We start from the raw sequence: 25,430 nt of genomic DNA, 5'->3' as shown, positions 1-25,430 counted from the left end.
GCTGACTGAGGGGAGATCGTAGGAAAGTGCATGGAAAGTATGTGTAAAGTTATTGGGTTTAGCTAAGTAAAGTATATGAATTTTATTGGTAATCTACTGTTTTATATGGTTTTTTATCTGTTTGCGTATCTTTTCCTGGCGTAAGTACATTACTTAATCCTATGTATGACGATAACAGCCCTTTCCTATTGGGGATCCCCGAGAGATACAAGGCTGATCTGAGGGCAGGATGTGTGAAGTTAGCTAACCGGCAAGCCGGTTAACTCTCTTCACTGTCCCTTATTCGCACCTGCGGCGCTCAACGTACATCCTGCCCTGCAGGGCTTGCCAGTTACGCGGGTGATCAGAAGTCCTGTTTAGTCGGGCAATCGTTCCGTCTACGCGCCAACTCTGTCCGCATCTTGGCTGATGATTCGGCCATATCCTGACGAAGCTCTGCGAGTTCATGGGCTGTCAGTTTCCGAGCCCCTTTGCTTATGGCGCTATCTTCGAGTCGTGACGCTTGATTGGTGCTGAAGCTAGCTTCGGTAGGTTTTCTCTTATCCATTCGTTACTCCCTTAATGCTTCTTGCAATAGAAAGCGATTGTCCAATGTACGCAAAACGCAGTACATTCTCACTACTAATTTTAACGAGACATAGCTATGTCACGCCTGAATAAAGATGAAACGATTTCTATTCGTACATCTAGTGAAATCAAGCAACTTGTACAGTTAGCCGCCGAACGTGAAAGACGTTCTGTTACATCAATGATTGAAATTCTTGTTCTAGATTATGCGAAGTCGCATGGGATAAGACTGGAATATTCAAAGGTAGAATGATAATGGATGTTTTTTTTGATGGAGTAGGGCAGAGGGTGATCCCTGATTTACATATATACGCTTACACAGCGAGCAAGGCATTTGTGAGTACAGTAACCAATATTACTAAAGGCGCCGTGGCATGAGTTACGATTTCAGAAATCTATCATCAGCGGATTTTGAGGACCTTGTTCGGGATTTAATCGGAAGAGAAGAAGGAGTTCGCTTCGAAGCATTCTGCGCAGGGCCAGATGGTGGTATTGATGGCCGGCACGCACAGGCCATAGGTAACATTATTCTACAGGCGAAGCACTATGAAGGTTCGCTGTTGAGTAAACTGATGGCTACTATGAGGCGTGAGCGGTCATCAATTGATAATCTGGCCCCGCATCGTTACATTCTTGCGACATCTTGTAAGTTCACACCTCTTGGCAAGGCTAAGCTTGTTCCACTTATAGGACCTAGTCTGAGGTCCGAGGCGGATATTTTTGGTCCGGAGGATATCAACGCTCTTCTCCGAAAGTACCCAGATATCCTCAAGTCTCACATTAAACTGTGGCTCTCAGGCGCGGGTGTTCTAGATAGAGTCGTTCGTGCTGCAGCCCATACATTTGCGGTATTCACTCGAGAAGATATCGAACATAAGGTTCGTGTATATGCAACAAACCCAAGTTTCGATGAATCACTCTTAACGCTGAATAAGCATAGGATTCTTATTATCTCTGGGCCGCCTGGTGTCGGAAAAACGACTCTGGCCGAGATGCTTTGCTACACTTTCCTGAATGAGGAGTGGGAGCTAATTCCTATCCGTAGTCTTGAAGATGGTTTCGCTGCAATTACCGACAGCAAAAAGCAAGTATTTTTCTTCGATGACTTCTTGGGAAAGGTCGCCCTTAATCGGCAAGCTCTAGCGCACAAGGATTCTGAGCTAGCGCGTTTCATGAGGCGCGTACAACGTTCACCCAATGCTCGTTTTATCCTGACGACGCGGGGGTACATTCTTGAGGAAGCGAGGAGGGTTTCTGAATATCTTGGCGATCCTCATCTCAATGTGATGAAGTACATACTCAATGTCGGCATCTATACTCGCCGGATCAAGGCGAGAATTCTCTACAATCATCTACTCGTGTTAGAGACACCGCATTCACATATCCTCTCACTATTGGAAAGCAAGAAGCTTGCAGAAATTGTTGATCACAAAAACTATAATCCACGTGTTATTGAGGCAATGACTGATGTTTTACGCATCAGCGATATCAAACCTGCCAGTTATCCCGAGGCCTTTATCGATGCCCTAAACAACCCAAGTCAGATTTGGGATACAGCTTTTCGCACACACATTGATGATCGATGCAAGCACCTACTGATAACGATGTTTTTCCATTCAGAATACGGGGTTCAACTCAACGCTCTTTCTCAATCTTACGATAGCCTGCATAACGCACTCAGCGTAGCTTATGGTCTGCCACTCGGACATAAGGATTTTGAAGAAGCTCTTCGTATTTTGGAAGGTAGTTTCATTAACATTGTTAATGCCGGTAAACCAAGAGCCTCTTTCATCAATCCATCGCTCAAGGACTATCTCTCTACTTACCTGCGGGATTCAAACCTTGTTATGCGTCTTGCTCCAATGGCGGTCTCAATTGACTGGCTGTTGCGACTATGGGAGTTCGTAAATCAATCTGAGTTCAGCAAATCTACTCAAACGAAGATCGCTAAAGCTTGTGTTGATATGCTGAATATGATCGAGACGCGTAAACACTGGCGACCTAAAGACGATGATCCCCGAACGCTTGAATACAATGATGCCGCAAACTCCAAGCGACTTAAAATTCTGATGGATTGGTGGCAGCTCACGAATGATGAGAGGTTTGCGCACAGCATTATGACAATTGCCAGAAATCCTCAAAATGGTTTTGGGCCATGGTCGGATGGGAAGGGGTTAATAGATCTTTTTTGCCAGTTATGCGGCAGGGAACGTAGCCGCGCTTTCATTTATGAAGCTGAGTTACGAGGGCTCATCGAAAAGGCACTAATAGATACTATACGTTGTAGCTCATGTGACATGCTGTCCACGTTTGTCGATTGGGTGGATAGTGCTAGTGAGCTTCCCGTCAGTATTGCCTGTGCCTTACAGGAGGCTGCGCTTGAAGAGTTTGAAGATAATGCTAGCCGTATTGATGATGAAGATGAGTCTTCCTTGCTGGAACGAATTGATGCTCTCAAAAAGCTCGCGATCCGTTTTGGTGTGCCGAATAGTGTGCTGAGTAGCGCCGTTTCAGATATCGAAGAACGTATAGGTGAGTTCGAGGATGATAGTAGTCTCGATTCCTCTCCAATTTTTTCGCCGTCTAAAAATAATGGACGAGAGAATTTTGACGATAAAGCTCTTCGAGACCTTTTTACTTCTCTCCTCGAGCGATAGGCTCTAGAGCGGCATAACAGGGATTTCGGCCTGTTTCAGAAATGAGTGTATGTTCATAGTATGGTATTAATGATGGTATCTATAGTTCTTCCTTATACAACCATATGAATTTATTTTAAATTTTTTTCTAAAACATAATTGAATGGGAATAACGGCGATAGATTGTAGACAAGCATATGGTCAAAAAATAAAAAGCCCGCCTAGTAGCGGGCTTTTTATTTTTTCTCTGACTGATCCATTCCCAATGATCTAGACACCTTAATTTCATTAAAATGATGCATAGATATGCTCTATGGACAATATGCTACTGGTAGTAAGGGTATAGCATGCCACAGTAATAGGAACCCTAGTCAAAGCTCATAATATAGAATGCTCATAGGGTTACCTCGACCTCACACTTAAGGCAGTGCTCGTAGTTCTTCTAATACTTTACCGATATTCACTAAATTATCTCCAGATCTTTCTCGTAAATAAAGCATCGCTGCCGTCACCACTCTACCATCAGAATTATGTATTGAGTTTTCAATATCATAGGAGGTTAATGGAAATGAGGCCGCCATAAGCTTAAGGATATCATTTTCGACTCTGATGGTTAAATTACGTTGTATTGACTCACTGTCTATAGAAACAGCGACTATTTTTCTCCATGAGTCTAGATTAGCTTGCCGAATGTTTATTGCTGATATACCCTCATAGCCAAATTTTTTTATGGCGCAGTCCACATAGTCATCGAATAAATAAGCTTGCCAATTACGGTCAAGAGTATTTTTAAATGATTGTATTAGCTGTGCCCTGTCTTCGCGTTTATCGAAGCAATCGCATGTAACAATCGCATTTCGTAAAAGTTGCTTTAGATCATCAACTATTGCATCGAAACATTTCTGCCAATGCTCAGCTGTTTCCGGTGAGCCAGTTCCACATTTTTGTATAAGCCACATTGTTGCCAACTGGATGGTTTTTATATCCCTTTCCTTATCGAAAATCAAATTATGATTTGCCCACGTTCGCAATGCATGAAGATGTGGCAGAGTAACACTGGAAGAGTGGCTCATCGGGGGGAGATTTTTTAGAAAGGCTAATGGTCCTCGCCCAGACTCAAATATAAGTATGTATCCCCATGCAACTAGTCGTATGAATGAGAGCTCATCACTCGTTCCACGGGGTGGACTCACAGTGATTTCTGGAAATACTTCTTTGCCTATAATCGATGTCAGCCTCCGTTTGAAATCCAGATGAAGGGTGTGAATCTCTGCAAAGCTCATGAGCGGACTCCATAGCGCGAAAGTGGCTCGGCAATAGGGCCAAGGTAATTAAATGCAATGTTGAAATTAGAAATTTCTCGACCAATGGCAAGATCTTCGTTTACAAAGTCTCGGCCTAGTAAATCAATATTTCTATCTAGGCAAAATACATAAACAGTCCAGTGTCCATTTCCCCTATCCCTTATGACACGCCCTTTATATCCACGATTTGGCTCGTCTGATTCCAACAGAAAGCGTCTTATCACTCGTGATGAGTCCTCAAATTCGGTGTCAGAAGAAAGCTCATTGAACAAATCTCTTGATTGCTCTGCACTTCCATCAACCCATTCGAATACAGCCTCCAATAATCTAAAATTATTTCTCTGATTATCTCCCGCTAGAATGTTCAGTTTTCTAACTAAAGTAAGAATTTCATTCTGAAAGCCTCTATCTTGAGGGATTATCGCCTTATCTTTATAAAAGATAAACTCTCCAGTCTTGTTGATCCATAACAACTGAATAAGAAGTTGTAAAGGGCGTATATCGGTCTGAATTATTTCAAGTCTATCGCGAAGGAATCTAACAGCCTCAGGGATATGGGATAGCATTGAACGCCGAAATTCACTCTTCTGTGAATTTAATATATCTGCACACATAGTGCGGGCTCTAAGATAATAGGCAATGGAAGGATGCGTTTTTTCTAAACTAGCGAATGCTTCATCTGCTAATTCGGTTGAGCCCAGACTTTCAGCTACGCGCATTTTCCGTTCTTTAAATTTCCCAGCTGAATAGTCATTAAATCTTTCGATGTTTGCTTGGTCAAGTATAGAAAAAACATCAGCTCTAAGTTCCATCTCATGAACTGTGGATGACTTCCTTAACTTTAAAATATCAACTGGTGTCCATAAGGCAATGTCAAATGGATAGTGATTATTGACAACAGAGATTGCTGTAGCAATAGCTGCTTTTGCGGCCAGATAATGAGACCATATGACAGTTTCTTCAGCTCCCTGACGCGCCAAACCCACCGCTAGGTATCCATATATTGATGCATATTCTACCGCGAGGCTTTCACGAGTTTTTTTGCTTGCCCGAAGAGTGCGCTCATCGATTGTATTTCGCGCTATTTCAACAATTTGTCTTGCTTCATTTAAAATTTCAGCACGTTGTTCGACGGTTAAAGCCCCAATTTGGTTTATCTCGCCATTATCAGATGCTTGAACCGCAGCACGTCTAAAGACTGATTCTTGTAACATTATGCTAGCATCGGTTACTTTATGTTGTTCGCGCAGGGTAGTAAGAGCTTTCGCTATTTCTAGGTAACCGGCTTGATATGCCTTTTTTCTAGGTCCTTCTTTCTGCATTTTACCCAGTAGGTCTAGTAGAAATGTTACTTCGGATCTACAGTCTGTACCCGTTCTCCGAACTGCCCGAATAAGTTGCAGAAGGCAATCAATTTCTTTACTGCGTTCAGCCAATCTCCTACGGCATATCAGCTCAGCCTCAAGTCTCAATCGAGGTTGAACTAAGAATTCGTTTCCTTCAGCATCAGCAACATGCCATCTGAAAAGATCCAGCTCATCAAATAAGTAAGATATTTGTACATAATCTAGGGTTTGGTGACTGCCGCTTAGGGCACGTAGCAATAAATTCAGTGGTACAGGACAATCAAGTCTACCTGCAGCCATAACTAAATCGATTAGTTTACCGGCAGCATCTAATCCTGCTTCTGTATGTTCTGGTAATTCATCTTCGAAGATAGAAATGTTCTCTCTACCTAGCCCTAGATCTATCAACTGTTTAGCAAGCGTGTACTCTGGTTTATTTGAATATGGAATGTTTTTTGCCTTTATCCTTACGATGCGTTCCGCATTCCTAGCCTCATCAGTGATCCCATCTATTATCCTTGCTCGTCCCATTGACAGGTGTCGATAAAGCAATGCAAAAATATTTTTTTCTTGATACGACAATCGAATATTTTCAGCCTGTTTTGGAGAGAAAATTTTCAATAATGCGCCTAATGCTATTATCTCTTTCTGACTGGTTGTGCTCGTAGCCTCTATGAAGTTACGGCTCGTCTTTTTGATACCTTCAACCTTATAAGCAGAGCCTATTATTACGCATTTTCTACCTCGACTTTTTAGGCTGTTGGCCAAATCTTTATAGCGATCAGGTGCCTGATTAGAGTCACAAATAACGGCAATGCAGTAGGCACCAGCTTTTTCCACCTCGGCAATAAATTCTTCGATATCGCTAGCACTTGGAATTCTGTTTCGAGCATACAAGACTGGGGTTTTTAATTCCGATCTTAAAAAATATGCAAGTCTTGCAAGAGCAACTGATTTACCGGTTCCTGATTGACCATGCAGCACAATGCAACTATGTAATTTTCCGATGTTTTTTGTATAATACCTGACAGTTTTTTCGAGCGAATACTCATAATCTCTAATAATAGAATATCCTTTTCGAATTCCATCGACCTGAGTTCTCACTCCACCAAAACCACCGTGGAATCTTCTGAAATCTTCTTCAAGTGCGGGTCCAAGCAAGGGAGGGGTCTGTTCGAGCCAAGAATCGTCAATTATCGTGGCAACAGCCTCGACCCTCAATCTAAGTGATGGAGGAACTTGGAAAAATTTACCATCATTCAATGTGATAGTATCATTCCCTCTTTGCTCAACCAAACCTAGTGGTTCTTCAGCAGTGCTGCTAGAGGAAACTAATAATTCTATAAGGATTTCACTTAAATTGCGTAGGTCAGTTCTTATCTGGCCTCGTTCTTTAAGTAGCTCAAAAATCATAGAATTAGTTGGAATTGGTCCCAACCATAGTACATTTATACTTTCATCTATAGATATAGGTGCCAGCATTTCATCAGCAGATAGCCAGTCGCAATCTTGTTTGTATCCCTCCACAACTAACAATCCAAGTGGAGTAACAGTTTCGCTGATTCTGCTTAAAAGAATGTTTGAATGTACGCTCTTTCGTTGAATTAATTCTAGCAAAGTCACAGGAACGCTGTAATTTCCCTCTAGTTCATTTGCTTTTCCAAATAAATAATGAACTGGTGGTCTTGATCTGCTTCTTGCAACCCTAGCAAAGTGGTCTTTAGAGACGATTGTTTCTGGCATTCGTCCTTTTGTCTCAAGCCGTCTAGAAATCTGTGGGTCAATGGATGTGGTGAATACTGCGCTCCAGGCAACTTGAAATATCATTGCCAAAGAATCGGGTAGTACGTTTCTTTCAAAACGCTCTGCTAGCCATTCATAACTGGATCGACTTATGCCTTTTATTTTAATTAAATCTTTCCAGTTGTCTCCTGATAAAGGTGTGTTGCAAAAATTAGTCAGAAATTTTTTTAGGATAGAGTCGCCATCTGCGCTGCTAGCATAGCTTTGTCCTAAAAATAGAATGAGTGGTCTCTCATCACGGAGTACTTCTGATATTAATTCTTCAGAAGTTTTGTAAGAGTCATTTTCTTTAAACAATCTGAACTCCTCATTTTAGTTTTTACAGCAACATATATTCATCGTGAAATATAATAATTCATAAGTACTGTAGGGTGCAATGAATAACGTGAATTGTATCACTAACCTGCCACGTTACATCTTATGTGAAAACGGGTCTGGAAATGGTGCAATGCGCTTCACTTATTACGCCCGACCAAGCTGATCATGGTCAGCTATATATGCCACTATACTGGCAACCATTCCGTTATCGGGGTAACAAAATTGGAGAACTCTGCGGCGCCCGCCACCTCAAACTCGCCGAAAACCTGAGGGTGTTCGCCCCGAAATCCTGAGCCTCCAAGAGACGCTGGAGGTAATGGATCTCACCGGCAACCAGCTGAGTCGGCTCCCTGACGAGCTGGCCGAATGCAAGAAGCTGCGCATTATCTTCTGCTCCGAGAACCGCTTCACCGAGCTGCCCGAGGTGCTGGGGCGCTGCCCTGCACTCACCATGGTGGGCTTCAAGTGCCGTAGGGTGCAATGAAATTGCACCTCTACTTTTGTTCCTCATACCTTGCCAAAAGCCGCTCAACAAACGGTGCAATGCGCTGGCTTATTGCACCCTACCTGTTTCGTCAATCCGCTGGGGGGCTAAGCGCCATTCCTCGCCAAAGCAACAAAAGGGGCGATCTGCGCCCCGATTCTTCTTATGTCCCCGTTTTATATCGCCGCACGCTGTCTGGCGCAGCCTGATTGTCTGCTGACTCACTACCAAGATTCCTGTTTTCCTCATCAGGTCGGGCGGAGAAAGCCACTTTCACTCATACCTCGCCGCTTCCCAGGCGTGTATCGCCTGTTTGCGGGTCTCGCCCCAGTGATAGCCGCCGAGTTTGCCGTTTTGCTGAATGACTCTATGGCAGGGGATCATCAAGGCGACGGGGTTGGCGCCCACCGCCAGCCCCACGGCGCGGGCGGCCTTGGGGTTGCCGATGGCGCTCGCCACCTGGGCGTAGCTCACCACCCTGGCGGGTGGGATCTCGAGCAGCGCCCGCCAGACGCTTATTTGAAAGTTGGTACCGCTCACATGCAGCGAGATGGGGCGATCCGGTGCCTTGCTGGTGTCGAACATGGTGTGGATGACCTCTTGGGTGCGTGATGGCATTTCTCGCAGCTGGGCCGCAGGCCAGCGCTGGGCGAGGGCGGCGAGGGGCGCCTCTGGCGCCTGGTCATCGAGAAACGAGAAGTTGCACACCCCCCGCGGGGTCAGGGCAACGAACGCCTGGCCGAAGGGGGTGTCGTGCACCCCGTGATCGATAACCAGTCCGGCCCCGCGCTGCTTGTACTCCCCCGGTGTGACCGCTTCGAGCTGCACGAAGTGATCGTAGAGCCGCGAGCCGCTGCTAAGGCCCAGGGTGTCAGCCACCTCCAGCAGCGGGCGTGATTCGTGCAGCAGCGCCTTGGCCCGCTCCAGGGTCAGTACCTGCAAATAGCGCTTCGGGGTAACCCCGGCCCAGCGGCTGAAGAGCCGCTGGAAGTGAAAGGGGCTTAAGTGCACGTGCGCCGCTATCTCGTCCAGGGTGGGCTGGCGCGCCACCTGGCTTGCGATAAAACGGATGGCATCGGCGATGCGGGCGTAATCAGACATAAGGCGCTCTCACGATAAGGTTGCTGTCGCAGGTTCTTGGGCGCGACCACGTCATGTGCGACAAATAGATACCCCACCATCGGCCAGCAGGGCAATGCCGGTGGTAAAGATCGATGCATCGGACGCGAGATAAAGGGCCGAGCGGGCGATCTCCTCCGGTTGGGCCAGCCGTTTGAGGGCATGCATATGCTGCACAAAGGCGAGACTCTCCGGCGTATCGGTAAAGGCCCGCCCCATGGGGGTGTCGGTGCCCCCCGGCAGCAGGGCGTTGACCCGCACCCCTTGTGCCCCGAACTCTGCGGCCAGCACCTGGGTCAGACCGATGAGGCCCGCCTTGCTCGCGGCATAGGCCGCCATGCCGGGCAGCCCCAGGGTATGGCCGACGAAGGTGGAGGTAAAGATAAGGGAGCCGCCCCCGCGTGCCTGCATGGCGGGGATCTGGTACTTGGCCCCCACGAAGGCGCTGGTGAGGTTGGTATTCAGGGTCTCATGCCACTGGGCCAGTGCCATCTCCTGCACGCTGCCCGGCGTCCCCGTGGTGCCGGCGTTGTTGAAGGCGACATCGAGCCCGCCGAAACGGGTCAGCGCGAGATCCACCAGGGCGCGGGCATAGGTTTCGCTTTTCACATCCCCCGCCAGGCTCACCGCCTGGCCCCCGAATTTCCTGATCTCCTCCACCAGTGCATCCAGCTCGGGCTGGCGGCGGGCCCCCAGCACGACCCTGGCCCCCTCCCTTGCAAACAAAATGGCGCTGGCGCGACCGATACCGGAGCTGGCTCCCGTGATGATGGCGACCTTGTTGGACAGTTGTGACATGGCAGTTCCCTCGCGAGGTGTGCATGGCGCCAGGTGGCGGCGCCCGTGCAGGATTGGCAGACAAGTGGACGGGTTCGAGCCGCTTTGGTTCAAACCCGGTTTTGGTTCGAAAGCACTTTTGGCTCTAACCCACTATGGTCGCTGGCCCCCGTCACGACGACCCGGATCTTGCTCTCTTTCATTACGCGGCTGGCGCCTGTGTGCGTCCTGGTGGCAACAAAACAGGGGATCTCTGGCCGTCGTTCTTTATAATGCCCCTCCTTTGTGGCCGCCGGGCGAGTGCCCGGCGGCGCCGTTGGCCGCGAGCCAGCCACCCCGATAGAGACGATCCCATGCATACCCTGGAACAGCTGCGCGCAGGCGAACTCTGCGGCGCCCGCCACTTGAAGCTTTGTGAAAACCTGACGGTGTTCCCCCCCGAGATCCTGAGCCTCAAGGAGACGCTGGAGGTGCTGGATCTCACCGGCAACGATCTGGATCGGCTGCCTGAGGAGCTGGCTGAGTTCAGCAAACTGCGCATTATCTTCTGCTCCGAGAACCGCTTCACCGAGCTGCCCGAGGTGCTGGGGCGCTGTCCTGCACTCACCATGGTGGGCTTCAAGGCCAACCGGATCGCCACGGTTCCCGCCGCGTCACTGCCTGCGGGGCTGCGCTGGTTGATCCTGACCGATAACGAGATTGAAGGTCTGCCGGACGCGCTGGGGCAGTGCGCCGCCCTGCAAAAGCTGATGCTCTCTGGCAACCGCCTGCGCGAGCTGCCGGCAAGCCTTGCCAACTGCCAGCGCCTGGAGCTGTTGCGCATCGCCGCCAACCGGCTGGAGGCGCTTCCCGACTGGCTGCTCGGTTTGCCGCGCCTCGCCTGGCTGGCCTATGCAGGCAACCCCTTTAGCGACGAGCAGGAGCGCCGACTCGGCGAGACGGCAACCGCGGCCGAGATCCCCTGGCAGGCGTTGACGCTGGGGGAGCAACTGGGGCAGGGGGCGTCCGGGGTTATCCACCGCGCAGCACTGCGCTCCGATGAGGGGACGCAGGGGGTGGCGGTCAAGCTCTTCAAGGGGGCCATGACCAGCGATGGCCTGCCTCGCTGCGAGATGGCGGTGTCGCTCGCCGCAGGCAGGCACCCCAATCTCATCGGGGTGGCGGGCCGAGTCAGCGGCCACCCCTCTGGCATGCCGGCCCTGGTGATGGCGCTGATAGACCCTGATTTTGTCAACCTGGCGGGGCCGCCGAGCCTGGACTCCTGCACCCGGGATGTCTATCCGGCGGATCTGACCTTCACCCCGAATGCGCTGCTTGCCATGGCGCAGGGGGTGGCGAGCGCCGCGCTGCATCTGCACGGGCGCGGCATCCTGCACGGGGATCTCTACGCCCACAACCTGCTGCACTCTCTGCTGCACTCTGTCCAGGAACAGGGCCGGGTGCTGCTCGGGGATTTCGGCGCCGCCTCCTGTTATGACGGCGCCGACCGCGAGCGGGCTGCCCGGCTCGAGCGCCTGGAGGTCAGGGCCTTTGGCTGTCTGCTGGAGGAGCTGCTGGCGCGCTGCCATCCCAGGGACGAGGCGCTTGGGGCGCTCCATTCACTGGCCGAAGCGTGTCTCTTGGAGGCTGTGTTGCAGCGCCCCTCGTTTGCAGAGATTCTTGCCCGGATAGACGCCGTAGCGGCCACCATGGCTGCTGAGCCCGCCTGCGCCTGAGTGCGGTCGGCTGGGTGTCACCGGGCCCTCGCTCCCGGTGCAGTGGAGAACAAGGCTTGCGCCGCCCCGATGAAGTTGTGATATTGATGCATCATTGCAGATGACGAGAGGATGAGGATGGAAGCGGCGTTTTGGCATCAGAAGTGGAAAGAGAATCGGATTGGCTTTCATCAGGCTGATTTCAACCGCTGGCTGCAATCCTGGTGGTCGGCCCAGCAGCAGGGTGAGCCCGTGCTGGTGCCCCTGTGCGGCAAGTCCCGCGACCTGCTCTGGCTGAGCGCTCAGGGGCATCCGGTGGATGGCTTCGAGCTCTCCGAGCTCGCCATTACCCAGTTTTTTGACGAGAACAATCTGAGTGCAGAGACAAGCGAGGTGGGCCCCTATCGGTGTCACCAGCACGACGACCTGCGCATCTATCAGGGGGATTTCTTCGCCGCCCCCGAGCTTGGCCGCCGCTACCGGCTCGCCTATGACAGGGCCGCCCTCATCGCCCTGCCGACAGCCATGCGCTGCCAGTATGCGACCCTGATGAGCCACCTTATCGAGGCGGGTGGTCAGGTGCTGCTGGTGACGCTTGAGTATCAGCCGGAGCAGCAGGTGCAGCCGCCGTTCTCGGTGGGGGAGATGGAGGTGCGCACCCTGTTCGAGCGCGACTTTAGCGTGGAGGTGCTGGGGCGCGCCGCCGAGCTGGATCACCCCAGGGTGCTCTCGGGGCAGCTCTCCTATTTCGATGAGGTGGCCTATCGCCTGATCCGTCGGGGCTGAGGCGACGGCGTGATCCCGCCAATGAAGAGGATAAATGAGCTTCTTTACCTCCTTTGACATAGATCAACGTGACAAATCGGGGGAATGCCTAAGATGAGGCTGTTTCTCAATCACTGCAGGTGTCGACCGATACGCTCTGGTTTGAACCATTCGGCCGTTCATCGACTCAGTGTCTGATTTTCACGCTCATGTTCACTTTTGGCGGCTCTGGTCGCAATTGATTATGGTTTTTCCAGCCGACCCCCAGGGGTCGGCTTTTTATTGCCCGCAATCTGCCGTGGGACGGGAGGGAGTCGAGGCCTGATCAGGCCTCGAAGGTGGCGGCATTGAGCCGGAACGCCTTGGGATCGTCGATGAACTGGCCGGTGATCCGCTCGTCGTGCTCGTGGCCCAGGCCATAGCTGCAGAGGATCAGCCGATCCGAGGTGCGCGAGCGCAACTGGGTGATAAAGCGCACCAGATCGGCGCGGCTGAGCCTGCCCACCTCCTCGCGCACCCGCTCTCGCTGATCGAAGCCGAGATCCTTGTTGCCTATGCTGACCCAGAGCCGCTGGCCGCGGCTGCGCAGGTTGGCATCCCGCTCGCTGAGCTGGGCCTGCAGCCCCGCCTTGCTGTCCTGCCACTGCTGCTCGGTGAACTCCAGCATGGCGAGCGGGAAGAGATCGATGAACTCCTCCACCGCATCCAGCAGGATCTGCGGCCCCGCCACCGGCGACTGTATATAGAAGATGAGGCCGGGGTGGCGATTGAGGGGCAGGTTGCCGGCCCCCACCACGTAACCGAGCTGCTGACGGGTGCGCAGCTCGTGGAAGAAGGTGGAGGACATGATGTGGTTGGCCAGGGTGAAGCAGGCGAGATCCCACGCCCGGGTGGTGCGGGACTGGTAATAGACCAGCAGCGCCGAGTCTTCGTGATCGCACCCCTGCTCGCGAATGAGGGTGCCCCTGTCCTGAATGGAGATGAGGGGGCGGCGGGTCTCGGCACTGGGCTGGCTGCTGACGCCGAGGTGACGCTCCAGCAGGGCGGCCAGTTCAAGCGCCTCGGCGGCGGTCCAGTCGCCGTGCACCAGGGTCTCTATGTGCACCTGGGCAAAGAGCCGGCTGACGAAGTCGGGCATTTCGTCGAGTGCTATGGTGCGCAGGTGGCGCAGCAACTGCTCGAACGGCGGGTTGTTCGGTTGCAGCAAACTGGTGAGCTGGTTGAACAGCTGGGAGATGGGCCTGGTCTTGGACTGGTTCTCCCAGTTGCGGATGAGCTGCTCCTTGATTTCGCTGAAGCGCGCCGGATCCGGGTAGCCCAGGGTGCGGTTGCCGAGGATCATGTCGAGCAGCAGCGGCAGCTTGTCGGCAAAGCCGCTCAGGTTGATGGTAAAGCCCCCCTGATGGGCATAGATCTGGTAGCCGAGCCCGGCGAGCTCGGCCGGGTAGGTGAGGGCATTGAGGTGATCCGTGAGCAGCTCCACCGCGAGCCTGGCCATGGCGATGTGGCGCGGGCTTCTGACCGCATGCTCGCTGTCGATGGAGATATAGAGGCTCCCCTTGGGCACCCCAAACAGGTGCTCGTGCAGGTGCCAGAGCCGAAAACCGGGGCGGTCGACCAGACAGGCCGGCATGTCGGCGCTGAGGGACGGCGTCCTGGCATCGAGGCGGCTGCTGATAAAGGGGTTGGGGGAGGGCAGGTGCAAGGCGGGATCCGGCTCGCTCTGCTGCCAGCGGATCTTCTCCGCCTCGGTGATGCTCTGGACGCTGTAGGGGGTCTGATACCAGCGGGCCAGGCGATCCGTGCTCACCTCAGGCGCCTGTATGGTCACCCGCAGGTTGTGGGGGGTCAGCTTGGCGAGGAAGCGCCGGATCAGGGGCTCATCGTACTCGCGCATCATGTAGTCGCCGTGGAGCAGATCGTCCGGGGCATAGCTGAACAGGTTGAGCACGAGGCCGGAGACGGTGTCCAGCGCCCGGCCCCGCTCCTGGAAGCGGAAGGCGGATTCCAGCACGCTGCGCTTCTCGTCATAACGCCAGGCCTGCAGGCCATGGCGTTCGATGAGTTTCAGGTAGCCGAACAGGTCGGCGATGATGTCGTCCACATGGGCAAGCCCGAGGGGAGTCAGGCCGAAGCTGATGCCAAAGTCCTTGAAGTTGGCGCCGCTGATACCGCCTCCGGCGGCGAGCTGGTTGACCCAGCCTCTCGCCTTGAGCAGAGAGAGCAGGCTGCCTTCCCCTTCGTAGCCGATGAGGTGGCTCAGGAAGGTGAGGGGCTTCTTGTCGTAGAGGGCATCCACGCTCGGCAGCGGGAAGGTCAGCGCCAGTTTGCGGGTCTCCTTGACCGGGGCTATCTGGATGCGGATGCCGAGATCATCGAGCCGGTAGAGGGGGGCCGAGAGGGCGGGGGGGCCCAGGCGGCGATCCGGAATGGTGCTGAAGAAGCGTTCACACCAGGCCAGCTGGGTTTCAATGGATGCCGGAGAGAGCATCACCAGCGCCATGCGATCCGCACTGTAGTGGGTTTCGTAGAACGCAATGAGGTCGGAGCGCAGATCCCGGCCGGGCAGATCCGCGAGGGTATCCAGGTTGCCGACCGAGAACTTGGAGAAGGGGTGGGCCGGGTTGACCGTCTCCTTGTGCACCTGATAGCTGCGGCGCACATCGTCCTGCAACTTGAGGCGGTATTCGGAGTCGACCGCGTTGCGCTCCTTGTCGACCCACTCGGGGGCGAAGGTGGGGCAGATGAAGAACTGGGAGAAGCGATCCAGCCCCGCTTCGAAGAAGCCGTTGTCAATGTCGAAGAAGAAGTTGGTGAACTCGGTGCCGGTCCAGGCGTTGTTGCTGCCCCCATGGCGGCTCATGAACTGCTGGTACTCGCCGGGTTTGGGATAAGTACGAGTACCTAGGAACAGCATATGCTCAAGGAAATGGGCCATGCCCTGGCGATCGACCGGGTCATCGAAGTGGCCGGTGTTGACGGCCAGGGAGGCGGCCGATTTATCGGTCTCGGGATCGCAGATCAACAAGACCCTGAGCCGGTTTGCCAGCTCCAGATAGTGATACCGCCGATGGTCGTTGGGACTGGCATATGGGCTCATTGGGGCGTGACTCGCGGTGAATTTATTTGAATTTAAACATGATTATCGACCCCGCTATCTCACGAGGCAAACCCTTTTCTGAGAGGTAGCGCAATTGTTTCCCCCGAGATGGCGGGGTAAGATCCCCCCGCTATTTAAACAGGCCCCCTGGGCGAGGTTGTAATGAAAATCTACATCATGCGTCATGGCCAGGCTGGCATGAACGCAAAGACTGATGAACAGCGTCCACTGACCGAGCAAGGCATCGAAGAGTCCATCCACATGGCGAGCTGGTTGTCCCCTCAGCTGGCCGGCTCCCTGAGCCTGGTGATCCACAGCAACTACCTGCGTGCCAGACAGACCTGGCAGGCCATCTCTGCCGAGCTGCCCGAGGCCCTGAAAGTCGAGGAGAGCAGCGAGATCACCCCCTACGGGGATCCGGCCTTCGTGGCGAGTTATCTCACCGCGCTGGCGGCGACCCACGACAACATCCTGATGGTCAGCCACCTGCCCCTGGTCGGGTATCTGGTGCAGAGCCTCTGTCCGGCGGCGGGTGCGCCCATGTTTGCCACCTCGGGTCTGGCCTGCATCGAGTGGCGAGATGGCAAGGGGGTCTTGCTCTGGCTGGAAGGACCGCATACAATACGGTAAAAGTTAATAAAAAGTTACAGATTGGTTTTTTGGGGAAGAGAGAGTCGATTTTTCCGGTTTTTTATACAAAATTTACGGAATTATCTCGCATAAGCTGCTGTCATACGGATACAACTGCAAGAGGTTGCAAACGATGAGAGTGTTCAAGAAGTACCTGCCACTGATGGTGGCAAAGCATGTCAAAACCTTCTTCAAGGGGCGGATCTACATCCACGGCAGGGGGCGTTTCGATTTCCAGTCGGGCCTGCTGATGATGCCACTGCAAGCCGATATTCCCCACCGCCAGACGGTGCTCGAAGTCAACGAGCTGATATCGAGGCTGCACATGGATGCCGCTTGAGTCGCATCTATGGTGTCATCTCCCCCTCATGCCCGCCCAGTGCGGGCATGATTGTATCTGGGGCTGAGTGAAGCAGTTTGAACCCATTAATATCGATTTCCGGATAAGGTTGCCGCGCCCCGCATCAGCATGCTTGCTTATCCTGTTTGCCTCTCTATACTCCCGCGAAATATCCACCCCCTTTCTCTGGACATAGCGATGCCCCTTGCCTTCCTGTTCCCCTTCTCCTGCATGGCCATCTGGGCCGGCAACGGCATCGTCAGCAAGCTGGCGGTGGGGGTGCTCTCGCCGGCCGCCCTGGCTTGGTCGCGCTGGATGGTGGCGGCCCTGGTGCTGACCCCCTTCCTCGCGCTGCGGGCCTGGCGCATGCGGGACAAGCTGCGGGCCGGTTTCTCGAAGCTGGCCATGCTGGCCCTGCTCGGCATGGTGCTGAACCAGACCTTCGGCTACTACGCGGCCCAGACCCTGGGTGCCACCGAGATCGGGCTGATGATGGGGCTGACCCCGCTGATGACGGTGCTGCTCAGCATCTGGCTGCTGCGCGAGCGCCCCACCTGGGGCGCCCTCATCGGTGGCGTCATCTCCATCCTGGGGCTCGCCATCCTGCTGGGGCAGGGGGATCCGACCCGCTTGTTCACCCAGGGCATTCACATCGGCTCCGTCTACATGCTGCTCTCGGCGGCCACCTATGCGCTCTACAGCGTGCTGCTCAAGCGCTGGGATCTGGGGCTCGACAACTGGTCCATGCTCTACGGCCAGGTGCTCTGCAGCCTCTTGTTCCTCACCCCCTTCTATCTGCTGGTGGACGGGCACTGGCCGGATGGCAGCGCGCTCTGGCTCATCCTCTATGCGGGGATCCCGACCTCGGCCCTCTCGCCCTGGCTCTGGATGCAGGGCATCGCCCTGCTCGGGGCCAGCCGCACCGCCATCTTCATGAATCTGCTGCCGGTGATGACGGCCGCCCTTGCCATCAGCTGGCTGGGGGAGCGGCTCACCAGCTATCACCTGATCGGCGGCGGCATGACACTGCTGGGAGTGCTGCTGGCGCAGCTGCTGGTCAAACCTGTGAGGGTACGGCGGCGGGCCCGGCTCGCGATGGCGGGCTGTCAGGAGAAGTAGGATAAAAAAAGACCGCCCAGGAGGCGGTCTTTTTGGTCTGGTGTCTGCATCACTGCGCCGTCAGATAGAGATCCTTGGCATAGACCAGATCTTGCGGGTTCTGATAGGGGTAGCCCTTGACGTTGGGCTTGAGCAGCCGTGACTTCACATAGAAGTAGACGGGGGCTATGGGGGCCTCCGCGTCGATCAGTGCCTCGGCCTCCTGATAGAGGCGGTTGCGCTCGGCCGGATCCTTGGCGTCATGGGCCTTGGCCAGCAGGGCATCATAGGTCTTGTTGAACCACTTGCCGCTGTTGGCGCTGCTGCTGGAGGTCATGATGTCGAGGAAGGTGGAGGCATCGTTGTAATCCCCGTTCCAGGAGTAGCGACTGACCCCGAAATCCCCCTCGTTCAGGGCCGACACCATGGTCTTCCACTCCATGTTGTTGAGCTCCGCCTTGACCCCCAGGTTGTGCTTCCACATGGAGGAGATGGCCAGCGCTATCTTCTTGTGCCCCTCGTTGGTGTTGTAGAGGATGTCCACGTCCAGCGGATTCTGCGGCCCGTAGCCCGCCTCGGCGAGCAGCGTCCTGGCCTGCTTGATGCGCTCTTCCTTGCTCATCAGCTCGCTGGCGGGGCGTTTTAGCTCGAAGCCATCCACGCTCGGCGGGGTCAGGCTGAAGGCCGAGAGCTGCCCCTGTCCCAGGATCTTCTCCGTGATGGTGTCCCTGTCGATGGCAAGGGAGAGCGCCTTGCGCACCCTGACGTCGTCGAAGGGTTTGCGCTGGGTGTTGAACACGTAGTAGTAGGTGGCGAGCATGGGGGCGCTCACCAGCTCGTCCGGGCTCTGGCGCTTGATCTGCTGATACTGCTCCAGGGGATAGGTGGTGTAGTGTAGCTCGCTCGCGCGATAGCGGTTGTAGGCCGCGGTATCGGAGACGATCTCCAGGTAGATCACCTTGTTCAGCACGGTGTGCTCGTTGTCCCAGTAATGGGGATTGCGCTCGGCGATGAGCCGCTCGTTCGGGGTCCACTCCTTGAGGGCGAAGGCACCGTTGGAGACGATGTTGCCCGGCTTGACCCACTCGTGACCGAACTTCTCTATGGTGGCCCTGGGGGCCGGGAAGGTGGTGTAGTGGGAGAGGGTCTTCAGGAAGAAGGGGACCGGGGCCTTGAGGGTGATCTGCAGGGTGTAGTCATCGAGGGCCTTGATACCGAGGGCATCCGGGCTCTTCTTGCCCTGCACCACGTCGCTGGCGTTGGCGACGCCGGTCAGCTCGATGAACCAGGCGTAGTTGGAGGCGTTCTTGGGATCCGCCGCCCGCTGCCAGCCATAGACATAGTCCGCCGCCGTCACCGGCTCGCCGTTGGACCACTTGGCATCGGGTCTGAGCTTGAAGGTATAGACGGTGCCCGTGGCATCGAGCTCGTACCCGAGCGCTCCCGCCGCCTGCAGCTTGCCGCTGCCATCCAGGGTGTAGAGCCCCTCGAACAGATCGTTGACGACGTCGCTGCCCGCGCTCTCTTCCACCATCTGGGGGTCGATGGAGGCGGGCTCTGTGCCTATGTTGCGCACGAAGGTTTGCTGGGCACCGGGCAGCAGCTTGGTGCCTTCGGGCACCTGGGCCGCCAGGGCGGGGAGGGAGATCAGGGCGGCAACCGCGCCGGCAATGAGAGTCCTTTTCATTGAATATCCTTATGTTTTTTTGCTTCCAAAGCCGAGCCAGTGTGCTGGATCGAGGCGGAGATCTCAAGAGGGGGAGCGGCGGGTGCCGGGGGAGAGCACCAGACGGGGAGGGGCGGGGTGAAATAGCATTCTTGTCACGAATTAACATGATGAAAGATGCCGGATGGCACCCTTTTTTCACGGTGAAAGCCCGTGGTGGCGCGGTATTCTGGCGATTTATACGGCGGCTTAATTCGCTGCAAAAACAAAAAACAGGCGTTACATTAGGTTACAAAACAACGCTGCCGAGGATCGGCACTTTTTTTGCCGACACTTGCAAACGTTTTCAACGGCCAACGGAAACGATCTTAAAGGAACAAGAATGCGAAACATGATCACCATGGGCGAGTTCATCGTCAAAAAGCAGGCGGACTACCCTACCGCGACCGGCGAGCTGACCTCCTTGCTCAGCTCCATTCGTCTGGCTGCCAAGGTGGTGAACCGGGAGATCAACAAGGCGGGGCTGGCGGACATCATCGGCTCCATGGGGGCCGAAAACGTGCAGGGGGAGGTGCAGCAGAAGCTGGACGTCTACGCCAACGAGCGCTTCAAGGCGGCCCTCGAGGCCCGTGGCGAGGTGTGCGGCATGGCGTCCGAGGAGGAGGAGGACTTCGTCTCCTTCGATTCCGAGCTCTCCCGCCACTCCAAGTACGTGGTGCTGATTGACCCCCTGGACGGCTCCTCCAACATAGACGTCAACGTCTCGGTCGGGACCATCTTCTCCATCTACCGCCGGGTCAGCAAGCCGGGGGCCGGGGTGACCCTGGAGGACTTCCTGCAGCCGGGCAACCGCCAGGTGGCCGCCGGTTACGTGGTCTATGGCTCCTCCACCATGCTGGTCTACACCACCGGGTTTGGGGTCAACGGCTTCACCTACGACCCTTCCATCGGCTGCTTCTGCCTCTCCCACGAGAACATCCGCATCCCGGAGGAGGGCAAGATCTACTCCATCAACGAGGGCAACTACATCAAGTTCCCGGACGGGGTGAAGAAGTACCTGAAATATTGCCAGGAGCGTGACGAGGCGACCCACAGGCCCTACACCTCCCGCTACATCGGCTCCCTGGTGTCGGATTTCCACCGCAACCTGCTCAAGGGGGGCATCTACATCTATCCGTCCGGCACCAACTCCCCGAACGGCAAGCTGCGCCTGCTCTACGAGTGCAACCCCATGGCCTTCCTGGTGGAGCAGGCCGGTGGCAAGGCGTCCGACGGCTTTGGCCGCATCATGGATATCCAGCCCACGGCGCTGCACCAGCGTACCCCCTACTTCGTCGGCTCCACCAGGATGGTGGAGCGGGCCGAGGCCTTCATGCGGGAATTCTCCGCCCACGAGGATCCGGCCCGTCAGGGGTGATGCCCGGTTTGTCGCCATGGTCGCGGCAAGAGTCGCATAAAGAACGGGAGCCGATATGGCTCCCGTTTTGTTTGGCGCTCCTGGCCATTAGAGGCTGTGGCTGGCGAGATCCGTCAGCAGGGCATCCACCAGTTTCAGCCGCATGGCTCTCTCCTGGTTCGGTACCTGGAAGCGCAATCGGGTGGGTCCATCCATTTTATAGATACGTGGCTGCTCGGAGAGCAGTTTTACCAGATAGGTCGGGTTGACCCTGGTCTCCTGGGTGAAGTCCAGGTAGCCGCCGCGATCGCTCATCTCCACCCGGCGAATGCCCAGCGCCGTGGCCCGCTGGCGGAAGGCCGCGATCTCCATCAGGGTCTTGGTCGGCTCCGGCAACAGGCCGAAGCGATCGATGAGCTCCACCTTCAGCTCCCGCAGCTCCTGCTCGTCGGCGGCGCTGGCGATGCGTTTGTACATGGACAGACGCATGTTGACGTCCGGGATGTAGTCGTCCGGCAACAGTGCCGGCAGGCGCAGCTCCACCTCGGTGTGCTGGCTCATCAGTTGCTCCAGCGACGGCTCCTTGCCATGTTTGAGCGCCTCCACCGCCTGCTCCAGCATCTCCATGTAGAGGGTGAAGCCCACCGATTCGATCTGGCCGCTCTGATCGTCGCCGAGCAACTCGCCCGCGCCCCGGATCTCCAGATCGTGGGTGGCGAGCGCAAAGCCGGCGCCGAGATCTTCCAGCGAGGCGATGGCTTCCAGCCGCTTGGCCGCATCCTTGGTCATCAGCTTGGGATGGGGGGTGAGCAGGTAGGCATAGGCCTGGTGGTGGGAGCGGCCGACCCGGCCCCGCAGCTGGTGCAGCTGGGCCAGACCCAGATGATCCGCCCTGTCCATGATGATGGTGTTGGCGCTCGGCACGTCGATGCCGGTCTCTATGATGGTGGTGCACACCAGCAGGTTGAAGCGCTGGTGGTAGAAGTCGGACATGATGCGCTCGAGGTCACGCTCGCGCATCTGGCCGTGGGCGATGCCAAGGCGCGCCTCCGGCACCAGCTCAGCGAGATCGCTTGCGCACTTCTCTATGCTCTCCACGTCGTTGTGCAGGTAGTAGACCTGACCGCCGCGCTTCAATTCCCGCAGCACCGCCTCGCGCACCACCGCCGGCTCGTGCTGGCGCACGAAGGTCTTGATGGCGAGCCGCTTGGCGGGCGGGGTGGCGATGATGGAGAGATCCCGCATCCCGGACATCGCCATGTTGAGGGTGCGCGGGATAGGGGTTGCCGTGAGGGTGAGGATGTCCACGTCGGCGCGCAGCGCCTTGATCTTCTCCTTCTGGCGTACCCCGAACCTGTGCTCCTCGTCGACGATGAGCAGCCCCAGATCCTTGAAGGTGAGCTCGGAGCCGAGCAGCTTGTGGGTGCCTATGATGATGTCCACCTTGCCATCGGCCAGCTCCTTCAAGACGCTGGTCTGCTCCTTGGCGGAGCGGAAACGGCTCAGCACCTCCACCCGCACCGGCCAGTTGGCGAAGCGGTCTCGGAAGTTGTCGTAGTGCTGCTGGGCCAGCAGGGTGGTGGGCACCAGCACCGCCACCTGCTTGCCACCGTGCACCGCCACGAAGGCCGCCCGCATGGCCACTTCTGTCTTGCCAAAGCCCACGTCGCCACACACCAGGCGATCCATGCTCTTGGCCTGGCACATGTCCCCCAGCACCGCATTGATGGCGTTGAGTTGATCCTCTGTCTCCTCGAACGGGAAGCTGGCGGCAAACTGGCGGTAGCTCTCCTTGTCGTGCTTGAAGGCAAAGCCGGCCCGGGCCGCACGGTGGGCATAGACGTCCAGCAGCTCGGCCGCCACGTCGCGCACCTTCTCCGCCGCCTTGCGCCGCGCCTTGACCCAGGCCTCGCCGCCGAGCTTGTGGCTGGGGGGGTTATCCGACCCCGTGTAACGGCTGATGAGGTGGAGGTTGGTGACCGGCACGAACAGCTTGTCGCCACCGGCGTATTCTAGGGTCAGGAACTCGGTGGGCAGGCCGCCGGCATCCAGGGTCTCGAGCCCGAGATAGCGGCCGACCCCGTGATCCAGATGCACCACCGGCTGGCCCTGGGTCAGCTCGCCGAGGTTTCTGATCACCGCATCCGAGCTCAGGTTCTTGCTCTTCTCCCGCTGCCGCTTGCTTCTGATCTTGCCGCCGAGCAGCTCGGTCTCTGTGATGAGGGCCAGGGCCTCTGCCCCGGCGGGTTCGAGCAGGAAGCCCCGCTCCAGCGGGCTGACCAGCAGGCCATGACGCGCCTTGCTCTCGACGAACTCCTCGAGGGAGGCGAACTCCCTGGGTTGCAGCGCGATCCGCGCCAGCAGATCGCCTAGCCCCTCGCGCCGCCCCTCGGACTCCACCGCAAACAGGGTGCGGCCGGCAAAGCCTTGCAGGAACTGGCTGAGGGCCAGCAGGGGCTGCTCCTTGCTGTGATCGAGCTGCAAGTCGGGCAGGGGGGCTATGGGCAAGTCGTGCTGGCCCGCGCCGCCGTCGGTGGCGGCCTCCTGCAGGCGCACGGCGCCATACTGGCCCAGCGCCGCAAACAGCTGCTCCACCGGCAGGTAAATTTGCTGGGGGGGCAGCAGGGGGCGGGTATTGTCCCAGCGCCTGTCTTCATAGCGCTGGCCTATGTCGTTCCAGAAGCGCTGGGCCGCCGGGTAGATCTCCCCCACGGTGAGCAGCAGGGTGTTGTCCGGCAGGTAGTCAAACAGGCTGGCGGTCTGGCTGAAGAAGAGCGGCAGATAGTATTCGATGCCGGCAGGCCAGCGCCCCTTGCTTACCTCCTGATAGACGGAGCCTTCCGCCCGCGACAGCTCGAACTGCTCGCGGAACTGACCGCGAAACAGCTCGATGGCGGCCTCGTCGGTGGGAAATTCCCGGGCGGGCAACAGGCTCACCGACTTGACCGGCTCGCTGGAGCGCTGGCTCTCGGGATCGAAGGGGCGGATGGAGTCCACCTCGTCGTCGAAGAAGTCGATGCGATAGGGGCGGCTGCTGCCCATGGGGAAGAGATCCAGCAGGGAGCCGCGGGCGGCGAACTCGCCATGCTCCAGCACCTGCTCCACCGCCACATAGCCCGCCTCGGCCAGCCGTCCCCGCAACTGTTGCAGGTTGAGGCGCTGGCCGCTGGTCACCATCAGGCTGTATTTATCGAGATAGGCCTGGGGCGCCGTGCGCAGCATCAGGGTGGAGATGGGCACTATCAGCACGCCGCTGCTCATCTGCGGCAGCGTGTAGAGGGTCTCGAGCCGCTGGGAGATGATGTCCTGATGGGGGGAGAAGGTGTCGTAGGGCAGGGTCTCCCAGTCCGGGAACATCAGCACGGGGCAACCCTGATCGGCCAGCAGGAAGCCAAGCTCCTGTTCGAGGCGCAGGGCGCTCGGGGTATCGGCGGTCACCAGCAGGACGGGGCGGTTGGCCTCCCGGGTGAGGCGGGCGGCGACCAGCGCCAGGCTGCTGCCGACCAGCTGGCCCAGAGTCAATTTCTGGCCCGCTTTGGCGGGCAAGGCGGGGAGTTTCATTGGCATCGTTCGATTCTTTTAACGTTGACGTTGGCTGTGATTAGCGCTGACGCTCTTGGGCACGCAGCTTGAGCTGTTTCGATTGCACATGCAGGCTGGCACGCACCAGCAGCTCCCTGTCATCCTCGCGGATCCGCACATAGTCGAGCACCACATGGGTGCCGTGCTCGCCGGGCTCCCGCTGCTTGACCTCGCCATAGCAGTAGACGGCGGAGGCCTCTTCCCGCAGGAAGATCTTGAGCCGCACTAGCTGGTGCAACTGCGGCGGCTCGCCGTGCCCCTGGTGCGGGTGCAGGTAGGTGAGCTGACCGGCGCCAAAGCGCAGGGTGTGGAAGCGATGCTCGGGGTGATCCTGCGCCGCCAGCACGAAGCCCATGATCATGTCGATCTTGCGGGACTGCTGGTTGATGATCTCCACCAGATCGTGCATGGACTCGTTCTGGTTGCGCAGCAACCGGCTGCTCACCAGATCGATGGAGGTGATGGCGGAGGCGATGCGAAAGGGCTCGGGCAGCTCGGCATCAAGGGCCTCCAGCGTCGGCAGGTGAAAGTCGGCCGGCATGGGGATCACATTGACCGGCGTGGCATGGGTGACGCTGAAGAACTGTTCCTGCATGGAGGCTATCCCTTGTTGTCATAGACGATTTTTAAAGGCGCTGTTGACCTTGCCCCGCGGCGGCGTCCCCAGCCTGGCGCGAGACGCCATCTCCGGCCGTCCCCGGGGCTCTCCCGTCATCGTGGCGGCGCAACATGGCGGCGGGGGCCTGCGCATCGGGCGAAACATGGCGCCATGGGCGGCCTCTCGGGCTCAGGGGAATGGGCCATT

Annotated in this window: 17 protein-coding genes and 1 pseudogene; 10 read left to right on the top strand and 8 right to left on the bottom strand. The window is 56.4% G+C overall.

The annotated features are described in order from the left end of the window. Positions 1–643: 643 nt before the first annotated feature. Both AC1IN8_RS01900 and AC1IN8_RS01895 read left to right on the top strand, forming a co-directional pair. Positions 644–820, top strand: coding sequence for a hypothetical protein (locus AC1IN8_RS01900; RefSeq protein ID WP_254202409.1), 177 nt, complete (start codon positions 644–646; stop codon positions 818–820). Positions 821–941: 121 nt separating this feature from the next. Next, positions 942–3,224, top strand: a complete 2,283-nt coding sequence (locus tag AC1IN8_RS01895) for an nSTAND3 domain-containing NTPase (protein WP_479757877.1) — start codon at positions 942–944, stop codon at positions 3,222–3,224. A 398-nt stretch (positions 3,225–3,622) separates the two neighbouring features. Here AC1IN8_RS01895 and AC1IN8_RS01890 read toward each other — a convergent pair whose 3' ends face one another. Both AC1IN8_RS01890 and AC1IN8_RS01885 read right to left on the bottom strand, forming a co-directional pair. After that, positions 3,623–4,486, bottom strand: coding sequence for a hypothetical protein (locus AC1IN8_RS01890; RefSeq protein WP_479757876.1), 864 nt, complete (start codon positions 4,484–4,486; stop codon positions 3,623–3,625). Beyond that, complete coding sequence (locus AC1IN8_RS01885; protein WP_479757874.1) at positions 4,483–7,953, bottom strand: P-loop NTPase family protein; 3,471 nt, start codon at positions 7,951–7,953, stop codon at positions 4,483–4,485. The genes AC1IN8_RS01890 and AC1IN8_RS01885 overlap by 4 nt, the downstream gene beginning before the upstream one ends. A 200-nt stretch (positions 7,954–8,153) precedes the next feature. Here AC1IN8_RS01885 and AC1IN8_RS01880 point away from each other — a divergent pair. Then, a pseudogene (locus AC1IN8_RS01880) lies at positions 8,154–8,452 on the top strand (leucine-rich repeat domain-containing protein); the annotation flags it as partial. Between the two features lie 279 nt (positions 8,453–8,731). Here AC1IN8_RS01880 and AC1IN8_RS01875 read toward each other — a convergent pair. Together AC1IN8_RS01875 and AC1IN8_RS01870 are read right to left on the bottom strand one after the other, a co-directional pair. Beyond that, positions 8,732–9,559 carry a bifunctional transcriptional activator/DNA repair enzyme AdaA gene (locus tag AC1IN8_RS01875; RefSeq protein ID WP_479757873.1) on the bottom strand — a complete coding sequence of 276 codons (828 nt, stop codon included), beginning with the start codon at positions 9,557–9,559 and terminating at the stop codon, positions 8,732–8,734. 51 nt (positions 9,560–9,610) lie between these two features. Then, positions 9,611–10,375, bottom strand: a complete 765-nt coding sequence (locus tag AC1IN8_RS01870) for an SDR family oxidoreductase (RefSeq protein WP_479757872.1) — start codon at positions 10,373–10,375, stop codon at positions 9,611–9,613. 332 nt (positions 10,376–10,707) lie between these two features. Between AC1IN8_RS01870 and AC1IN8_RS01865 the strand changes: the two genes are divergently transcribed. Further along, positions 10,708–12,069: a leucine-rich repeat-containing protein kinase family protein gene (locus AC1IN8_RS01865; protein WP_479757871.1), complete on the top strand. Its 1,362-nt coding sequence runs from the start codon at positions 10,708–10,710 to the stop codon at positions 12,067–12,069. A 117-nt stretch (positions 12,070–12,186) separates the two neighbouring features. Next, positions 12,187–12,834: a thiopurine S-methyltransferase gene (locus AC1IN8_RS01860; protein ID WP_479757870.1), complete on the top strand. Its 648-nt coding sequence runs from the start codon at positions 12,187–12,189 to the stop codon at positions 12,832–12,834. A 304-nt stretch (positions 12,835–13,138) separates the two neighbouring features. Here AC1IN8_RS01860 and AC1IN8_RS01855 read toward each other — a convergent pair whose 3' ends face one another. After that, positions 13,139–15,913, bottom strand: a complete 2,775-nt coding sequence (locus tag AC1IN8_RS01855; protein ID WP_479757869.1) for an insulinase family protein — start codon at positions 15,911–15,913, stop codon at positions 13,139–13,141. Between the two features lie 162 nt (positions 15,914–16,075). Here AC1IN8_RS01855 and sixA point away from each other — a divergent pair, with 162 nt between their 5' ends. The 3 genes from sixA (at position 16,076) to AC1IN8_RS01840 (ending at position 18,002) form a co-directional block, all read left to right on the top strand. Further along, positions 16,076–16,543 carry a phosphohistidine phosphatase SixA gene (sixA, locus tag AC1IN8_RS01850; RefSeq protein WP_479757868.1) on the top strand — a complete coding sequence of 156 codons (468 nt, stop codon included), beginning with the start codon at positions 16,076–16,078 and terminating at the stop codon, positions 16,541–16,543. A gap of 133 nt (positions 16,544–16,676) precedes the next feature. Next, on the top strand, positions 16,677–16,883 hold the full coding sequence (locus AC1IN8_RS01845) for a DUF1107 domain-containing protein (RefSeq protein WP_005324080.1): 207 nt from the start codon (positions 16,677–16,679) through the stop codon (positions 16,881–16,883). Positions 16,884–17,081: 198 nt separating this feature from the next. Further along, the gene (locus AC1IN8_RS01840) at positions 17,082–18,002 is read left to right on the top strand and encodes a DMT family transporter (RefSeq protein WP_479757867.1); all 921 of its coding nucleotides are present in this window, start codon (positions 17,082–17,084) and stop codon (positions 18,000–18,002) included. A gap of 49 nt (positions 18,003–18,051) precedes the next feature. Here AC1IN8_RS01840 and AC1IN8_RS01835 read toward each other — a convergent pair whose 3' ends face one another. Beyond that, positions 18,052–19,668, bottom strand: a complete 1,617-nt coding sequence (locus AC1IN8_RS01835; RefSeq protein ID WP_479757866.1) for a peptide ABC transporter substrate-binding protein — start codon at positions 19,666–19,668, stop codon at positions 18,052–18,054. Between the two features lie 146 nt (positions 19,669–19,814). Here AC1IN8_RS01835 and AC1IN8_RS01830 point away from each other — a divergent pair, with 146 nt between their 5' ends. Further along, positions 19,815–20,042 carry a hypothetical protein gene (locus AC1IN8_RS01830; protein ID WP_139439402.1) on the top strand — a complete coding sequence of 76 codons (228 nt, stop codon included), beginning with the start codon at positions 19,815–19,817 and terminating at the stop codon, positions 20,040–20,042. Next, on the top strand, positions 20,030–21,064 hold the full coding sequence (gene fbp, locus AC1IN8_RS01825) for a class 1 fructose-bisphosphatase (protein ID WP_139439401.1): 1,035 nt from the start codon (positions 20,030–20,032) through the stop codon (positions 21,062–21,064). The genes AC1IN8_RS01830 and fbp overlap by 13 nt, the downstream gene beginning before the upstream one ends. A gap of 87 nt (positions 21,065–21,151) precedes the next feature. Here the strand turns inward: fbp and mfd are convergent, their stop codons facing one another. Then, a complete protein-coding gene (gene mfd, locus AC1IN8_RS01820) occupies positions 21,152–24,604 on the bottom strand; it encodes a transcription-repair coupling factor (RefSeq protein WP_202046179.1) in 3,453 nt (1,150 codons plus the stop codon). Positions 24,605–24,644: 40 nt separating this feature from the next. Continuing rightward, on the bottom strand, positions 24,645–25,220 hold the full coding sequence (locus AC1IN8_RS01815) for a PilZ domain-containing protein (protein ID WP_025326811.1): 576 nt from the start codon (positions 25,218–25,220) through the stop codon (positions 24,645–24,647). Positions 25,221–25,430 lie beyond the last annotated feature (210 nt).

This window comes from Aeromonas sp. 130281 (assembly GCF_056642115.1).
This window is presented reverse-complemented; position numbering and strand designations above follow the sequence as displayed.